The sequence below is a fragment of the Bradyrhizobium frederickii genome (assembly GCF_004570865.1).
GTDB classification, from domain to species: domain Bacteria; phylum Pseudomonadota; class Alphaproteobacteria; order Rhizobiales; family Xanthobacteraceae; genus Bradyrhizobium; species Bradyrhizobium frederickii.
Genome location: NZ_SPQS01000005.1, coordinates 56932 through 72143, shown reverse-complemented (window position 1 = coordinate 72143; position 15212 = coordinate 56932). Strand labels below are relative to the sequence as shown.

General features: G+C 66.1%; 12 protein-coding genes. 10 read left to right on the top strand and 2 right to left on the bottom strand.

Annotated features, from left to right (window positions below; translation table 11 throughout):
* Nucleotides 1-8: 8 nt before the first annotated feature.
* Entirely contained in the window at nt 9-1019 is a 1011-nt protein-coding gene (locus tag E4K64_RS10185) for a TRAP transporter substrate-binding protein (RefSeq protein ID WP_135163393.1), read from the bottom strand.
* A 185-nt stretch (nt 1020-1204) separates the two neighbouring features.
* On the opposite strand from E4K64_RS10185, the gene ugpB reads away from it, so the two are divergent.
* The 10 genes from ugpB (at nt 1205) to E4K64_RS10130 (ending at nt 13146) form a co-directional block, all read left to right on the top strand.
* Nucleotides 1205-2545 carry a sn-glycerol-3-phosphate ABC transporter substrate-binding protein UgpB gene (ugpB, locus tag E4K64_RS10180; RefSeq protein WP_135163621.1) on the top strand — a complete coding sequence of 447 codons (1341 nt, stop codon included), beginning with the start codon at nt 1205-1207 and terminating at the stop codon, nt 2543-2545.
* Nucleotides 2546-2707: 162 nt separating this feature from the next.
* A complete protein-coding gene (locus E4K64_RS10175; protein WP_167771923.1) occupies nt 2708-3649 on the top strand; it encodes an aminoglycoside phosphotransferase family protein in 942 nt (313 codons plus the stop codon).
* A 373-nt stretch (nt 3650-4022) separates the two neighbouring features.
* Complete coding sequence (locus E4K64_RS10170; RefSeq protein WP_135163391.1) at nt 4023-5645, top strand: ABC transporter substrate-binding protein; 1623 nt, start codon at nt 4023-4025, stop codon at nt 5643-5645.
* Between the two features lie 467 nt (nt 5646-6112).
* A complete protein-coding gene (locus tag E4K64_RS10165) occupies nt 6113-7126 on the top strand; it encodes an ABC transporter permease (protein ID WP_126257204.1) in 1014 nt (337 codons plus the stop codon).
* 215 nt (nt 7127-7341) lie between these two features.
* The gene (locus tag E4K64_RS10155; protein WP_135163390.1) at nt 7342-8241 is read left to right on the top strand and encodes an ABC transporter permease; all 900 of its coding nucleotides are present in this window, start codon (nt 7342-7344) and stop codon (nt 8239-8241) included.
* A gap of 316 nt (nt 8242-8557) precedes the next feature.
* The gene (locus tag E4K64_RS10150) at nt 8558-10429 is read left to right on the top strand and encodes a dipeptide ABC transporter ATP-binding protein (RefSeq protein WP_135163389.1); all 1872 of its coding nucleotides are present in this window, start codon (nt 8558-8560) and stop codon (nt 10427-10429) included.
* Between the two features lie 19 nt (nt 10430-10448).
* The gene (locus tag E4K64_RS10145; protein WP_164718544.1) at nt 10449-10628 is read left to right on the top strand and encodes a DUF4089 domain-containing protein; all 180 of its coding nucleotides are present in this window, start codon (nt 10449-10451) and stop codon (nt 10626-10628) included.
* Nucleotides 10629-10635: 7 nt separating this feature from the next.
* Complete coding sequence (locus tag E4K64_RS10140) at nt 10636-12030, top strand: AtzE family amidohydrolase (protein ID WP_135163388.1); 1395 nt, start codon at nt 10636-10638, stop codon at nt 12028-12030.
* A gap of 1 nt (nt 12031) precedes the next feature.
* Nucleotides 12032-12427, top strand: a complete 396-nt coding sequence (hpxZ, locus tag E4K64_RS10135) for an oxalurate catabolism protein HpxZ (RefSeq protein WP_135163387.1) — start codon at nt 12032-12034, stop codon at nt 12425-12427.
* Nucleotides 12424-13146 (top strand): GntR family transcriptional regulator, encoded by a 723-nt coding sequence (locus E4K64_RS10130; protein ID WP_135163386.1) that lies wholly within the window; start codon nt 12424-12426, stop codon nt 13144-13146. The genes hpxZ and E4K64_RS10130 overlap by 4 nt, the downstream gene beginning before the upstream one ends.
* 101 nt (nt 13147-13247) lie before the next feature.
* Here the strand turns inward: E4K64_RS10130 and atzF are convergent, their stop codons facing one another.
* Nucleotides 13248-15065, bottom strand: coding sequence for an allophanate hydrolase (atzF, locus tag E4K64_RS10125; RefSeq protein WP_135163385.1), 1818 nt, complete (start codon nt 15063-15065; stop codon nt 13248-13250).
* Nucleotides 15066-15212 lie beyond the last annotated feature (147 nt).

Genomic DNA, 15212 nt, shown 5'->3' with positions numbered 1-15212 from the left:
AACGCGGCTCACTCCACCTTGCGAATGCGTTCGATCAGCGCGGCCGCGGCGGGATCGCGCCCGGCCTTGGCGTAGATCGGGGCCATCGCGTCCTCGAACGGCTTGCGGTCGATATCCCTGATGACGGTGACGCCGGCTGCCTGCGCCTTGCGCTGCGATTGCTCCTCGAGGTCGCGCCATTTCTCCCGCATGAACCGGCTGGAGCGCTGGGCGGCCTCCCGAAAGATGTTCCGGTCGTCCGGCGACAGGCTCTGCCAGGCCTTCAGCGAGATCACGAGAACCTCGGGGCTCATCGTGTGCTCGGTGAGGGTGTAGTGGCCGGCATGCTTGTAATGGTCCGTCGTCACGAAGGATGGCCAGTTGTTTTCCGCGCCGTCGATCAGATGGTTGGCGAGACCGGTGAGCACCTGCCCGTAGGGCAGCTCGACCGGCTCGGCGCCGAGCGCGCGGACCATCTGGCTCATCAACTCCGACTGCTGCACCCGGATCCGCAATCCCTTGAGATCCGCAAGCCCCCGCACCGGGCGGACGCCGTTGTAGATCGACCGCGCGCCGGAATCGTAAAAGGCGAGCCCGACGAAGCCGTAGGGCTCGAAACTATCGAGGATCTCGCTGCCAACAGGCCCGTCCAGCACCTTCTGCATGTGCTCGATGGACCGGAACAGGAACGGCATGGCGAGCACGTTCATCGCCGGAACGAAGTTGCCGATCAGCGCCACGTTGGTCCGGTTGAGGTCGATCGCGCCGGCCCGGGTCTGCTCGATGGTCTCCTTTTCCTCGCCGAGCTGGCGGGAGTGGAACACCTTGATCTCGTGGCGGCCCTGGGTGCGCTCGGCGATCAGGGCGCCCATATAGCGCAGCGCCTGGACGGTCGGGTAGTTCTCGGCCTGGGTGTCGGCGGCGCGAAATTCACGCGCAACGGCACCCGTCGCGCGCATGTCCATCGAGACCGCGGCAAGCAGAAGCGCGACGAAGATCACCCCGGTCCGCGAGAGTTCGGCACGGTTCAACACTGGCACACTCAACCCCTCAGTGGTGGAGTCTATGGCGGGAGCAAAAGGTTCAATGCAATCTAGCAGATGGTTAAGGGAAGGCCATCCCGCGCCGGGCCCGCGAGCCGATTGTGCGGCGCGGCCGCCGTTCATCCCGGTTGAAACTCGATATGCCGCGCCTTAAGCAGGGCGGCCGGCCTCCGCCGTGCGTTCTGGGAAGAGCCATCGTGAGGTCAGCATTGCGCCTTTTGCAGCTCGTCGCCGCCTTTGCGGCCCTCGCATTCGCCGCACCGGCGCAGGCCGCCACCGAGATCGCGTGGTGGCACGCCATGTCCGGCGAGCTCGGCCGGCAGCTGGAAAAGCTCGCTGCCGACTTCAACGCCTCGCAGTCCGATTACCGCATCGTGCCTGTCTACAAGGGCAATTACACCGAGACGGTGACGGCCGCGATCTTCGCCTTCCGCTCGCGCAGCCAGCCCGCGATCGTCCAGGTCAACGAGGTCGCCACCGCCACCATGACCGCGGCCAAAGGCGCGATCTACCCGGTGTTCAACCTGATGCGGGACCAGGGCGAGCCGTTCTCGCTCGCCGATTACCTGCCCGCGGTCTCCGGCTATTACACCGACGCGGCCGGCAATCTGTTGTCGTTCCCGTTCAATTCCTCGACGCCGATCCTCTACTACAACAAGACCATGTTCCGCGACGCCGGCCTCGATCCGGAGACGCCGCCGAAGACCTGGCCGGCACTGGGATTGGCTGCAAAGCGCCTGCGCGACCACGGCGCTTCTTGCGGCTTCACCACGTCCTGGCCGTCCTGGATCCATGTCGAGAATTTCTCCGCCTTCCACAATCTGCCGGTGGCCAGCCGGGCCAACGGCTTTGCCGGGCTGGATGCGGAATTGACCATCAACAATCCCACCCTCGTGCGTCACGTCGCCCAGCTCGCCGAATGGCAGAAGACCAAGGTGTTCGACTATGGCGGCCGCGGACAAGCGGCCGAACCGCGCTTCCAGCGCGGCGAATGCGGCATCTTCATCGGCTCCTCGGCGACGCGCGCCGACATCAAGGCGAACTCGAAGTTCGAGATCGGTTACGGCATGATGCCGTATTGGCCCGACGTGAAGGACGCGCCGCAGAACTCGATCATCGGCGGCGCCACGCTGTGGGTGCTGCGCGACCGGCCGCGCGAGGAATACAAGGGCGTGGCGCGGTTCTTCGCCTATCTGTCGCAGCCCGGCGTGCAGGCCGCCTGGCACCAGAACACCGGATACTTGCCGATCACCCGCGGCGCGTTCGAGCTGACGCGGTCGCAAGGCTTCTACGAGCGCAATCCGGGCTCGGCGATTTCGTTCGAGGAGATCACCCTGCATCCGCCGACGGAGAATTCGAAGGGCATCCGGCTCGGCTCCTTCGTGCTGATCCGCGGCGCGATCGAGGACGAGCTGGAGCAGGCCTTCGCCGGCCACAAGAGCGCGCAAGCCGCACTGGACTCCGCCGTCGAGCGCGGCAACAAGCTGCTCCGCCAGTTCGAGCGCGCAAGCCCGGAGCGGTAGCGATGCAAGGAAGCCAGGCTTGACGTTGACGCGCAAGGTCTTTCCACCGCGTCATGGCCGGGCTTGTCCCGGCCATCCACGCCTTGCCACGCAGTACGAAGAACGTGGATGCCCGGGACAAGCCCGGGCATGACGAGCTCAATCGCATCAAGCGCAATATCGATGACACTCCCTCACTTCACCGACGCGGAGAGCTTCCGCGCCTTTCGCTCCGCTCCCGCGCAATGGCTTGGAATCGCGCTCGACATCGCGCGCAGCCACGGTCTCGATATCGGCGCGCCGCATGTGTTCGCGACCGGGACCAATCTCGTGGTCGGTCTCGGCGAGACGCTGATCCTGAAGATCTTCCCGCCGCTGCTCGCTGCGCAATTCGTCTCGGAGCGTGGCGCTCTGGCGCAGCTCGCCGGCCGTCTCGATCTGCCGATCCCGGAGATCGTCGCGGAGGGGATGCGCGACGGCTGGCCTTATCTGATCATCACGCGCCTTGCCGGCACGCTCGGCTCGGAGGTCTGGCCGCAACTGCCGGAAGACCTGAAGGAGCGCGTGCTGCGCCAGATCGGCGAGACCATCGCGGCCGTCCAGCGCACTCCGCTCGGACCGCTCGCCTCGATCGAGCCGCGCTGGGACGACTTCCTGCGGAGGCAGATGCAGGGCTGCCGTGCCAGGCACACCCGTCTCGGCCTTGCGCCGAAGTTTCTCGCCGGCCTCGATGATCTCCTGCGCGATGCAGAAGAGCTGATCCCGATGGACGCGCCGCCGGTGATCCTGATCGGCGAATACATTCCGGAAAACTTTTTGCTCGCCTGCGACGACGGCCAATGGTCGCTCAAGGGCCTGTTCGACTTCGGCGACGTGCTCGCGGGGTGGCGCGACTACGACCTGCTCGGCCCCAGCGCCTTCATGGCGGCGGGCCGCCCGGGCCGGGTGAAGAGCCTGCTCGAAGGCTTCGGCTATGCGAAGCCGGACTTTGCGCTCAAGCGCCGCCTGATGGCCTTGATGCTGCTGCACCGGGCCAGCGACCTCAACAGCCACATCTGCATCGAGGGCTGGCAGGAGAAGGCGGGGAATCTCGTCGAATTGCAGGAGCTGATCTGGTCGGGGTGAGCGCGCCACGCCTCCCGTCATTCCGGGGCGCCGCGCAGCGGCGAGCCCGGAATCCATTGCTCCGCGCGTTTTGCCGCCCGATGGATTCCGGGCTCGATGCTGGCATCGCCCGGGAACGACGGCTGGGGCGTACCGCTCCGTCGTGGCCTCCATGACCGCCTCCGGAATGGGTCGCGGCACCTTATAGCCCAATATTTAGGCAAAGGCATCTCTTTGTATGCAATGCTGGGTGTCGTTGCTCCCCCCTTTCTCCTTGAGGAAAGCGAATAGACTTTTAGTCCCAGTGCCTTAGGCCAGGCGTAACGCCTCATTAAGCCTTGGCACGAACCTTGCGAATCCGGTTCCAACCAAACCCTTTGTGTTGGAGCATTTCATGAAGCGCCGCGATTTCCTCAAATCCGTTTCCGGGTTGGCCGCCGGAGCGGCGCTTCCGGCCATGCCGTCCGTGATCTCCACCGCCTATGCCGACGCCCGCTCGGAGACGCTGCTGATCGTCTCGGAAGGCGGCCCCAACAATCTCGATATCCACGGCGTCGGCACCAACGTGCCGGGCTATGAGGTGTCCTGGAATTGCTACGACCGGCTGATCAGCCACGAGATGAAGAGCGGCCCCGGCGGCGTGCCCTATTACGACCGCGACAAGTTCAAGGGCGAGCTCGCCGAGGACTTCAAGATCGACGACATGTCGGTCACCTTCAAGCTGCGCAAGAACGCCAAATTCCACGACGGCACGCCCGTCACCGCCAAGGACGTGAAGTGGTCGCTCGACCGCGCCGTCAGCGTCGGCGGCTTTCCGACCTTCCAGATGAGCGCGGGCTCGCTCACCAAGCCGGAGCAGTTCGTCGTCATCGACGACCATACCGTGCGCGTCGACTTCCTGAAGAAGGACAAGCTGACTATACCCGATCTGGCCGTGATCGTGCCCTGCATCGTCAATTCCGAGCTGGTGAAGAAGAACGCCAGCGAGAAGGATCCCTGGGGTCTCGAATTCACCAAGCAGCAGACCGCCGGCTCCGGCGCCTACAAGGTGACGAAGTGGACCGCCGGCACCGAAGTCATCATGGAGCGCAACGACGACTGGGTCTGCGGCCCGCTGCCGAAGATCAAGCGCGTGATCTGGCGCATGGTGCCGCAGGCCGGCAACCGCCGCGCGCTGCTGGAGCGCGGCGATGCCGACATCTCCTACGAGCTGCCGAACAAGGACTTTCAGGAGATGAAGGCCAACGGCAAGCTCAACGTGGTGTCGCTGCCGTTCTCCAACGGCATCCAGTATATCGGCATGAACGTCACCAAGCCGCCCTTCGACAATCCGAAGGTGCGCCAGGCCGTCGCCTACGCGCTGCCCTATCAGAAGATCATGGATGCGGTGATGTTCGGCCTCGCCAACCCGATGTTCGGTGCCGCCAAGGACAAGCCGACCGAAGTGGCCTGGCCGCAGCCGCACAAATACAACACCGACATTGAGAAAGCGAAGGCGCTGCTGGCCGAGGCCGGCTACGCCAACGGTTTCGAGACCACGATCTCGTTCGATCTCAACTTCGCCGGCGTCAACGAGCCGCTCTGCGTGCTGGTGCAGGAATCTCTCGCGCAGATCGGCATCAAGACCACCATCAACAAGGTGCCCGGCGCCAACTGGCGCACCGAATTGAACAAGAAGGAGATGCCACTCTTCACCAACGTGTTCTCGGGCTGGCTCGATTACCCCGAATACTTCTTCTACTGGTGCTATCACGGCAACAATTCCGTCTTCAACACCATGAGCTACAAGTCGGCGGAGATGGACAAGCTGATCGACGGCGCGCGCACCGCTGCCGCGAGCGGCGACAAGGCGGCCTACGACAAGGACGTGAAGGGCTTCGTCGATCTCGCCTTCACCGACATCCCGCGCATCCCGCTCTACCAGCCCTTCGTCAACGTCGCGATGCAGAAGAATATCAGCGGCTACCAATACTGGTTCCACCGCCGCCTCGATTATCGCGCGATGGCGAAGGGGTGAGGGGGCATGGGGCCAACAGTGCTGGCTGTCCTCCCGAGTGAGGTGAGCACGCTCTTCAGGCTCCCTCCCCCCTTGCGGGGGAGGGTTGGGGAGAGGGGTAGCCCAGGAAACGGTGCTCCTCGTCGCGCGCGGCGTGTTCTTTGTCACGCTGCGAGTCCCGGTGTGGCACCCCTCTCCCTAGCCCTCCCCCGCAAGGGGGGAGGAAACGCAGCGGAGCGCGGGGCGAGGTTGTTGTCGACTATCGAGAATGTCGTCTTCGCATCAGCATCGGTTGGTCACCTCAAGCGAAGTGAGGTGAGCGCAGTTCTCTCATTCCCTCCCCCCTTGCGGGGGAGGGGCAGGGAGGGGGGTAGCCACGAACTCAGACCTCTCCCGCGGCCACCCCTCTCCCTAGCCCTCCCCCGCAAGGGGGGAGGGAACATAGCCGAGCGTGCCGAGAGCGTTCTGTCCACAATGGGGAGCGCCCCATGCTGACCATGATCGGCAAGCGCCTGATGTTCGCGATTCCCTCGTTGATCGGGGTCGTCATCGTCACCTTCCTGCTGACGCGCGCGCTGCCCGGCGATCCCGCCGCCTACTTCGCCGGCCCCGCGGCAACGAAGGAAGCCGTCGAGCAGATCCGCAAAAAGCTCGGCCTCGACAGGCCGCTGATCGAGCAGTTCTTCCGTTACACCAGCGATCTCGCCCATGGCGATTTCGGCAACTCGCTGACGACAGGGCAGCCGGTCGCGGCCGAGATCCGCAACCGCCTGCCGGCCTCTGCCGAATTGACCCTGCTCGGCCTCATCGTCTCGGTCGTGATCGCGATTCCGCTCGGTGTGCTCGCAGCCACGCGGCCGGGGTCGTGGATCGACCATCTCTGCCGGGTCACGACGACGGCCGGCGTGTCGCTGCCGGTGTTCTTCACCGGCCTCGTGCTGGTCTATGTGTTCTATTTCCGCCTGGGCTGGTCGCCGGCGCCGCTCGGGCGTCTCGACGTGTTCTACAGCGCGCCGCCGACGGTCACCGGCTTCTACCTGATCGACACGCTGATCGCGCGCGACCTCGAGGCGTTCCGCTCCGCGCTGAGCCAGCTCATTCTGCCCGCGACGACGCTCGCGATCTTCTCGCTGGCGCCGATCGCGCGCATGACGCGCGCTTCGATGCTGGCGGTGCTCGCGTCCGAATTCGTCCGCACCGCGCGCGCCAGCGGGCTGTCGCCGGCGACCGTGATCGTCACCTACGCGTTCCGCAACGCGATGCTGCCCGTCATCACCACGCTCAGCATGGTGTTCTCGTTCCTGCTGGGCGCCAACGTGCTGGTGGAAAAAGTGTTCGCCTGGCCCGGCATCGGCTCCTACGCGGTAGAAGCCCTGATCGCGTCGGACTTCGCGCCGGTGCAGGGCTTCGTGCTGACCATGGCGGTGATGTACGTGCTGCTCAATCTCGTGATCGACATCTTGTACGGCGTGATCGATCCGCGGGTGCGGTTGGAGGGGTAGCCGACCATGATCGCGTTCGATGCGAATCACGCGGACGGTGCGCTCCCTCCCCCGCTTGCGGGGGAGGGTTGGGGAGAGGGTTTCTCCGCGGTCGAGAACTCCCAAGAGGAGAAAGCCCTCACCCGCGCCGTCGGCGCGACCTCTCCCGCAAGCGGGAGAGGTGAAGCCAACTCCAAGCTCGCCACCCAAAGTCATGAAGCTCCAGGAGTGAAACAATGAGCTCCGTTGCGCCTGCTGTCGAACCCGTCGGTCCCGCGCGTACGTCCGGCCTCGTCGCGATCCTCGACCAGACCCGCTACGTCCTCGGCGAGAACAAGGTCACGGGCTTTGCCTTCGCGCTGCTGATCCTGATCCTGCTTGCCGCGGTCTTCGGACCCTACGTCGTGCCGTATGATCCGCTCGCGTCCGATACCGCCGCGGCGCTGAAGCCGCCCTCGGCGGCGCACTGGTTCGGCACCGACCAGCTCGGGCGCGACATCTTCAGCCGCGTCATCGTGGCGACGCGGCTCGATACCTTCATCGCGATTGCCTCGGTTGCGCTGGTGTTCCTGATGGGCGGCCTTGCCGGCATCGCGGCCGGTTACTTCGGCGGCTGGACCGATCGCATCGTCGGCCGCATCGCCGACACCATCATGGCCTTCCCGCTGTTCGTGCTGGCGATGGGCATCGTGGCCGCGCTCGGCAACACCGTGCAGAACATCATCCTGGCGACCGCGATCGTGAACTTCCCGCTCTATGCCCGCGTCGCGCGCGCCGAGGCCAATGTGCGCCGCAACGCCGGCTTCGTGCAGGCCGCGCGCCTGTCGGGCAACGGCGAATTCCGCATCCTCCTGGTGCACATCCTGCCGAACATCATGCCGATCATGATCGTGCAGATGTCGCTGACCATGGGCTACGCCATCCTCAACGCCGCCGGTCTGTCCTTCATCGGCCTCGGTGTCCGTCCGCCGACCGCCGAATGGGGCATCATGGTCGCCGAAGGCGCCGGCTTCATGGTGTCAGGGGAATGGTGGATCGCGCTCTTCCCCGGCCTCGCGCTGATGATCGCCGTATTCTGCTTCAACCTCCTCGGCGACGGCCTGCGCGACATCGTCGATCCCCAGCGGAGGACATGATGATGGTTAGGGGCAGAGACGTGCAGCGAAGCTGTGAGGAGGGCACCTCTCTATCGCTCCCTCCCCCCTTGCGGGGGAGGGCTGGGGAGAGGGGTAGCCCAGTAAAAGGTGTTGGTGATCCGGATGCCGCGGTGTTCGCGTGCGGAGAGAATCCCCGTGTAGCACCCCTCTCCCTGCCCCTCCCCCGCAAGGGGGGAGGGAATGAGAGAGCGGTGCCTCCCTCACGCGCGAATTTCCGTCAAAAATTCCCCAACGATTCCAATGCCATTCTACTGTGCATGGGGTTGTTTTCGACCTTTTTGATGGGGAGGCCCGCATGACCGTCCAGCCGCTGCTCGACGTTCAGGACCTCACGGTCGAGTTCACCACCCGCCGCGGCATCGTCAAAGCGGTGCAGCAGGTCAACATCTCCGTCGCCAAGGGCGAGACGCTCGCCATCGTCGGCGAGTCCGGCTCCGGCAAATCGGTGACGTCCTATGCGGTGATGCGCATTCTCGACCGTGCCGGGCGGATCGCCGAGGGCTCGGTGATGTTCTCCGGCATCGACGTGAAGGCGGCGAGCGAAGACCAGATGCGCGATCTGCGCGGCCGCGAAGTCTCGATGATCTTCCAGAACCCGCGCGCCGCGCTCAACCCGATCCGGAAAGTCGGCGACCAGATCGAGGACGTGCTGCGCACCCATGTGCAGCAGGCCCAGGTCGCAGATCGCGGCGAGAAGGCGATCGAGGCGCTGGAGCAGGTCAAGATCGCCCGCCCGCGCGAGCGCTACCACGCCTATCCCTTCGAGCTCTCGGGCGGCATGTGCCAGCGCGTCGTCATCGCCCTCGCGCTCGCCTGCAATCCGCAGCTCCTGATCGCGGACGAGCCGACCACCGGCCTCGACGTCACCACCCAGAAGGCGGTGATGGATTTGATCGTCGAGCTGACCAGGCGCCGCGCGATGTCGACCATCCTGATCACGCACGATCTCGGCCTCGCGGCTGCCTATTGCGACCGCGTCGTCGTGATGGAGAAGGGCCGCGTGGTCGAGACCGCCAAGGCCGCCGACATCTTTGCAAACCCGCAGCACCCCTACACCAAGAAGCTGATGCGCGCGACGCCGCGGCTGGGCGTGAGCCTGCGAGACTTGTTGCCTGAAGAGGAGAGCGCTTCCTTCGCCTCTCCCCGCGTGCGGGGAGAGGCCGACACGCTCGGGAGCGCAATTGCGCCCCGGAGCGTGGCGGGTGAGGGGGACTCTCCCAGCACCGTGCTCGCGGAGGGAGCCCCTCACCCCGACGCTCCCAGCGCGAGCGAAGCTCGTCGCGACCCCGCAAGCGGGGCGAGGGAGCACAGTGTCGCGTGTGGTGAGAGCCAGCCCCTCCTTCTCGTCGACAAGCTGGTCAAGGAGTACCCCCGCCAGGGCGCCACCGCCGTGCTCGGCAAGCTGTTCGGCCGCAAGCCGCCGGTCGAGCCGGACGTGTTCCGTGCCGTCGATGGCATCAGCTTTTCGATCGGCCATGGCGAGAGCGTCGGGCTCGTCGGCGAATCCGGCTGCGGCAAATCGACGACGTCGATGATGGTGATGCGGCTCCTGGACCAGACCTCCGGCCTGATCCAGTTCGATGGCGAGGACATCTCCGGCATCGCGCCATCAGCCTTTGCCCGGCTGCCGCAGCGCAGCCGTATCCAGATGGTGTTCCAGGATCCGACCGACAGCCTCAACCCGCGCTTCACCGCCGCGCGCGCCATTGCGGACCCGATCATGCAGCTCGGCGACGTCAGGGGGCGCGACGCGCTTCGCGCGCGCTGCGAGGAGCTCGCCACCATGGTCGGCCTGCCGCACAATCTGCTCGACCGCTTCCCGCATCAATTGTCCGGCGGCCAGAAGGCCCGCGTCGGCATCGCCCGCGCCATCGCGCTGCATCCGAAGCTCGTCATCCTCGACGAGCCGACGGCTGCGCTGGACGTCTCGGTTCAGGCCGTCGTGCTGAACCTGCTTCAGGACCTGAAGCAGCGGCTAGGTATGAGCTATCTGTTCGTCTCGCATGATTTGAATGTGGTGCGCTTGTTGTGCGATCGTGTCATTGTTATGCGGACGGGACGGATCGTCGAAGAGGGCTCCTCCGAGCAGGTTTTGAGCGATCCGCAGGACGACTACACCAAGGAACTGCTGACGGCGATCCCGCATCCGCCGTTGCCGGTGCATTGAGAGATTGTTTGGGAGCGTGATGGCCGAGCCGCTGGACGATTATATCGACGCCGTATCGAAAGCGCTGGCGCTGCCGGTCGAGGAGGCCTGGAGGCCCGCGGTGCGCGCCAATCTCGAAGTCTCGCTGCGGCTTGGCCGCATGGTCGACGAATTCGCGCTGCCGGACGAGACCGAGCCGGCGCCGATCTTCACCGCCTGACATCGCCATGACCAGCAAGCCAGAGACGACGGCCGCCGGAATCGCCAGCGCGGTTGCGGCCCGCAAGATGTCCGCACTCGATGCCACTGAAACGGCGCTCGCGCGCATCAAGCAGCACGACGGCATCCTCAATTCCTTTACCGATGTCACCGCCGATCGCGCCCGCGCGAAAGCACGCGCGATCGATGCCGACATCGCCGCAGGCAAGGAAGTCGGCCCGCTCGCCGGTGTCCCCTTCGCGGTGAAGAACCTGTTCGACGTCGCCGACCTCCCCACCCGGGCCGGCTCGAAGATCAACCGCGACCTTCCGCCTGCCAGGCGCGATGCGGCCTTGATCGAGCGCATGGAGGCCGCCGGCGCCGTGCTCGTCGGTGCGCTCAACATGGGCGAATACGCCTACGACTTCACCGGCGAGAACGTCCATGACGGTCCCTCGCGCAATCCGCATGACACGACGCGGATGACCGGCGGTTCCTCCGGCGGCTCGGGCAGCGCCGTCGGCGGCGCGCTGGTGCCGATCGCGCTCGGCTCGGACACCAACGGCTCGATCCGCGTGCCGTCCTCGTTCTGCGGCATCTTTGGCCTGAAGCCGACCTATGGCCGGCTGTCGCGGGCGCGCTCGTTCCCCTTCGTCGCGAGCCTCGATCATCTCGGCCCGTTCGCGCGCTCCGCCACCGATCTCGCGCTCGCCTATGACGTGATGCAGGGGCCGGACCCGGAGGACAGCGCCTGCACCACGCGCGGTCTGGAGCCGACGCTGCCGCTGATCGCCAACCCGGTTTCGGATCTGCGTATCGCGATCGCCGGCGGTTACTTCCAGAAGAATGTGTTTCCGGAAGCCGTCGAAGCGGTCAGCCGCGTCGCCAGGGCGCTCGGCGCAACGCAGGTCGTGGACGTGCCCGAGGCCGCCCGTGCCCGCGCGGCGGCCTATGTCATCACCACGACCGAAGGTGCATCGCTGCATCTCGATCGCCTGCGCAAGCGCCCGAACGATTTCGACCCGGCCGTGCGCGACCGGCTGATCGCAGGCGCCATGGTGCCGGCGCCGCTGGTCGACCGCGCCCAGAAATTCCGCCGCTGGTATCGCGCGCAGCTCGCGGACATCTTCAAGTCAGTCGACGTGCTGCTCGCGCCGGCGACGCCCTGTACGGCACCGAAGCTCGGCCAGGTGAATTTCAATCTGGACGGCGTCGAGCTGCCGGTGCGCGCCAATATCGGCATCCACACCCAGCCGATCTCGTTCATCGGCCTCCCGGTGGTGGCGGTCCCGGTGCCGCTCGAGCCGTTGCCGATCGGCGTGCAGATCATCGCCGCGCCCTGGCGCGAGGACATTGCGCTCCGCGTCGCCTACGCCTTGGAAAAGATGGGCGTGGCCGCCGCGCCATCGCCGAGAGGAATCTGAGATGGAGATCGATCTCCCCGACGTGATCGCGGACGTCAAAGCCGCGTTCGATCGCTATGAGCAGGCCCTCGTCAACAACGACGTCGCCGTGCTCGGCGAGCTGTTCCGCAACGATCCCCGCACCTTGCGCTACGGCATCGGCGAGAACCTCTATGGCTATGCGGCGATCAGCGGCTTCCGTGCCGCGCGCTCGCCCGTCGGCCTGAACCGCCGCACCGCCAAGACGGTCATTACCAGCTATGGCCGCGACACCGCGGTGGCTTCCACCCTGTTCTATCGCGACACGGCGCCAGGCAAGGTCGGCCGGCAGATGCAGACCTGGATCCGCTTTCCCGAGGGTTGGCGTGTCGTCGCCGCCCATGTCAGCATCATCGACGAGCCGAAAGAGACCGCATGACGCTTGACGATCTTCCGCAAGGGACAGCGCCGGCCGAGCCGGTGGTGCCTCGCGTCGACCGAGCGCCACCCAGCGTGCACAAGGTCACGCGCGCCGAGGAGCTGCGCCTGCAGCTCGCGGACGAGATCGTGCGCGGCGCCCTCGCCCCCGGCGCACCACTGGACGAGACTGACATCGCACGGCGCTTCAACGTCTCGCGCACGCCAGTGCGCGAGGCGCTGCGCCAGCTGGTGGCGAGCGGCCTCGTCGAGGCGCGGCCCCATCGCGGCGCGGTGGTGGCGCAGCCCTCGATCGAGCGGCTGACAAGCATGTTCGAGGCGATGGCGGAGCTCGAGGCGCTGTGCGCTGGCCTTGCGGCCGAGCGCATGTCCGCGGCCGAGCGCCACGGCCTGGAGGCCATCCACGAAGAGCTGCGCGTGCTGAGCTACACCGGCAACCCGGATCGCTTTCACGAGGTCAACGAACGCTTCCACAACGCCATCTATGCCGGTTCGCAAAACGGCTACATCGCCGAGATCACGCTGGCCACCCGCGTCCGCGTGCAGCCGTTCCGCCGCGCCCAGTTCCGCAACCTCGGCCGGTTGGCAAAATCGCATGCCGAGCACGACCGCGTCGTCGTCGCCATCATGCGCGGCGACAAGCAGGGCGCGGCAGCCGCGATGCGCGCGCATATCGAGCTGGTGCGCGGGGAGTACGAGATCTACGCGGTGTCGGTGTAGGACGCGCACGCGGTGCCGTAGGGTGGGCAAAGGCGCGAAGCGCCGTGCCCACGGTCTTCTTGTGATTCAGGGAATCGTGGGCACGCTACGCTTTGCCCACCCTACGAAATCTTCTTTGTCGCAGCTTCCTTCATGTACGCGCGCCATCCTCCAAGCGCCGTGATGTCGTGCGCATCTCCCAGCACTTCGGGCTCGACGAGAAACCCCTTCACCGAGCGGCCATCGGCCAGCCGCACCGTGCCGATCGCCATCGGCGAGGGAATCGCGTTGACGAACTGGCCGAAGGCGGATGGCGACAGCGACCAGATCTCCAGCTCGATCGACGCGCCCTTGCCGGCGGCGACGCGCAGCATGCCGGGCTTCGGCGGCGTGGTCTTGAGCGCGTAGAGCTTGTAATCGGGCGCTGTCCTGGTCGTCTCGATCAGGCGTCCGTTCAGCGCTGTCAATTCGCCATTCAGCACCATGCCGGACAGATGCGCGCCGACCACGGCGATCGGGATGTCGTCGCTGCGGCTTGCCGGCAGCGGCGCGAGCGGTGCTGGTGCCGCGCCTTTCGCGCCGAGGCTCAGCCTGGTATCCGCATGGAAGACGCGACCGATGCTCGCCAGCATCGCATCGCGTCCGGCGGGCGCGAGCAGCGTGATGCCGAACGGAATGCCGTCGGCGCGCATCGACGCCGGCAGCGCCAGGCCGCAGAGGTCGAGCAGATTGACGAAATTGGTGTAGGTGCCGAGCCGACTGTTGAGCTCGATCGGATTGGCGAGCACCTGCGCGGTCGTATAGGCGGTCGGCGCCGTCGGCAGCACCAGCGCGTCGATATTGGCAAAGGTGCGCTCGGCGATCCTGCGCAGGCCCTGCAGGCGGTACAGCGCCGAAAAGGTCTCGGCGGCCGTGAGCCGCGCGCCGGCCGCGGTGATCTCGCGCGTGACGGGATGGATCGCATCCGGCGCGGAGGCGAGCAGATCCTTGATCACGAGGTAACGCTCGGCGACCCACGGGCCCTCATAGAGCAGCCGCGCCGTCTCGTAGAACGGCTCGAGGTCGAACTCGACCAGCGTTGCGCCGAGCGCGGTCCAGCGCTTCAGCGCATCGGCGTAAGCGGTCTCGGCATTCCTGTCGCCGAAGAAGATCAGCTGTCCGTTGCGCGGCACGCCAAGGCGCAGATCTGCCGGGAGCGGCGTCATCGCGCCAAGCGGCCGGTCGCGCGAGAACGGATCGGCGGGGTCCGGTCCCGCCATCACGGACAGCGCCAGCGCCGCGTCGTCGACCGTCAGCGCGAACACCGAGATGCAGTCGAGCGTACGGCAGGCCGGCACGAGGCCGGCATTCGAGATCATGCCGAGGCTCGGTTTCAGCCCGACGATGTTGTTGAGCATCGCCGGCACACGCCCCGAGCCGGCGGTGTCGGTGCCGAGCGACAGCGGCACGAGGCCGGCGCCGACCGCCACGGCGGAGCCGGAGCTCGATCCGCCGGGAATGAGATCCTCACGAATCGAATTCCTGGGAATGCCGTAGGGCGAGCGTACGCCGACGAGGCCGGTCGCGAACTGGTCGAGATTGGTCTTGCCGATGATGATGGCACCGGCGGCGCGCAGGCGCGCCACCGCGGTCGCATCATGTGTCGGCGCGGTGGAAAAGGCGGGGCAGGCCGCGGTGGTCGCAAAGCCCAGCGCGTCGATATTGTCCTTCACCGCGATCGGCACGCCGTACAACGGCAGGCTGGCGGCGTCCGCGCGCGCGGCGAGCCTCTCGGCTTCCGCGACCGCATCCTTCTCCTCGCGCAGGCTGATGAAGATGGCGGGATCGTCGTGGTCGCGGATGCGCTGATAGGTCCGCGCGATCGTCTCTGCCGGCGTCAGCGTGCCCGCGCGATGCGCGGCCACAATCGCGGCGATCGTTTCAGGCTGCTCAGCCCCCATGGCGACAAAACTCCGGCAATCTGTCCTCACCGTGAGGGAAGCAAGCGATGTGCCATTGTGCACAATAGCAGGACGCCCGATCGCTGATGAAGATTATAAATGTAATCAGTTGGTTATGAGGTATTTCGGCAAGCCCGCCGGCGGCGG

Bases quoted from the DNA above. Each gene is read 5' to 3' on its own strand.
- E4K64_RS10175 (WP_167771923.1), top strand. From the start codon at position 2,708: ATGACACTCCCTCACTTCACCGACGCGGAGAGCTTCCGCGCCTTTCGC.
- E4K64_RS10170 (WP_135163391.1), top strand. From the start codon at position 4,023: ATGAAGCGCCGCGATTTCCTCAAATCCGTTTCCGGGTTGGCCGCCGGA.
- E4K64_RS10165 (WP_126257204.1), top strand. From the start codon at position 6,113: ATGCTGACCATGATCGGCAAGCGCCTGATGTTCGCGATTCCCTCGTTG.
- E4K64_RS10155 (WP_135163390.1), top strand. From the start codon at position 7,342: ATGAGCTCCGTTGCGCCTGCTGTCGAACCCGTCGGTCCCGCGCGTACG.
- E4K64_RS10150 (WP_135163389.1), top strand. From the start codon at position 8,558: ATGACCGTCCAGCCGCTGCTCGACGTTCAGGACCTCACGGTCGAGTTC.
- E4K64_RS10145 (WP_164718544.1), top strand. From the start codon at position 10,449: ATGGCCGAGCCGCTGGACGATTATATCGACGCCGTATCGAAAGCGCTG.
- E4K64_RS10140 (WP_135163388.1), top strand. From the start codon at position 10,636: ATGACCAGCAAGCCAGAGACGACGGCCGCCGGAATCGCCAGCGCGGTT.
- hpxZ (WP_135163387.1), top strand. From the start codon at position 12,032: ATGGAGATCGATCTCCCCGACGTGATCGCGGACGTCAAAGCCGCGTTC.
- E4K64_RS10130 (WP_135163386.1), top strand. From the start codon at position 12,424: ATGACGCTTGACGATCTTCCGCAAGGGACAGCGCCGGCCGAGCCGGTG.
- atzF (WP_135163385.1), bottom strand. From the start codon at position 15,065: ATGGGGGCTGAGCAGCCTGAAACGATCGCCGCGATTGTGGCCGCGCAT.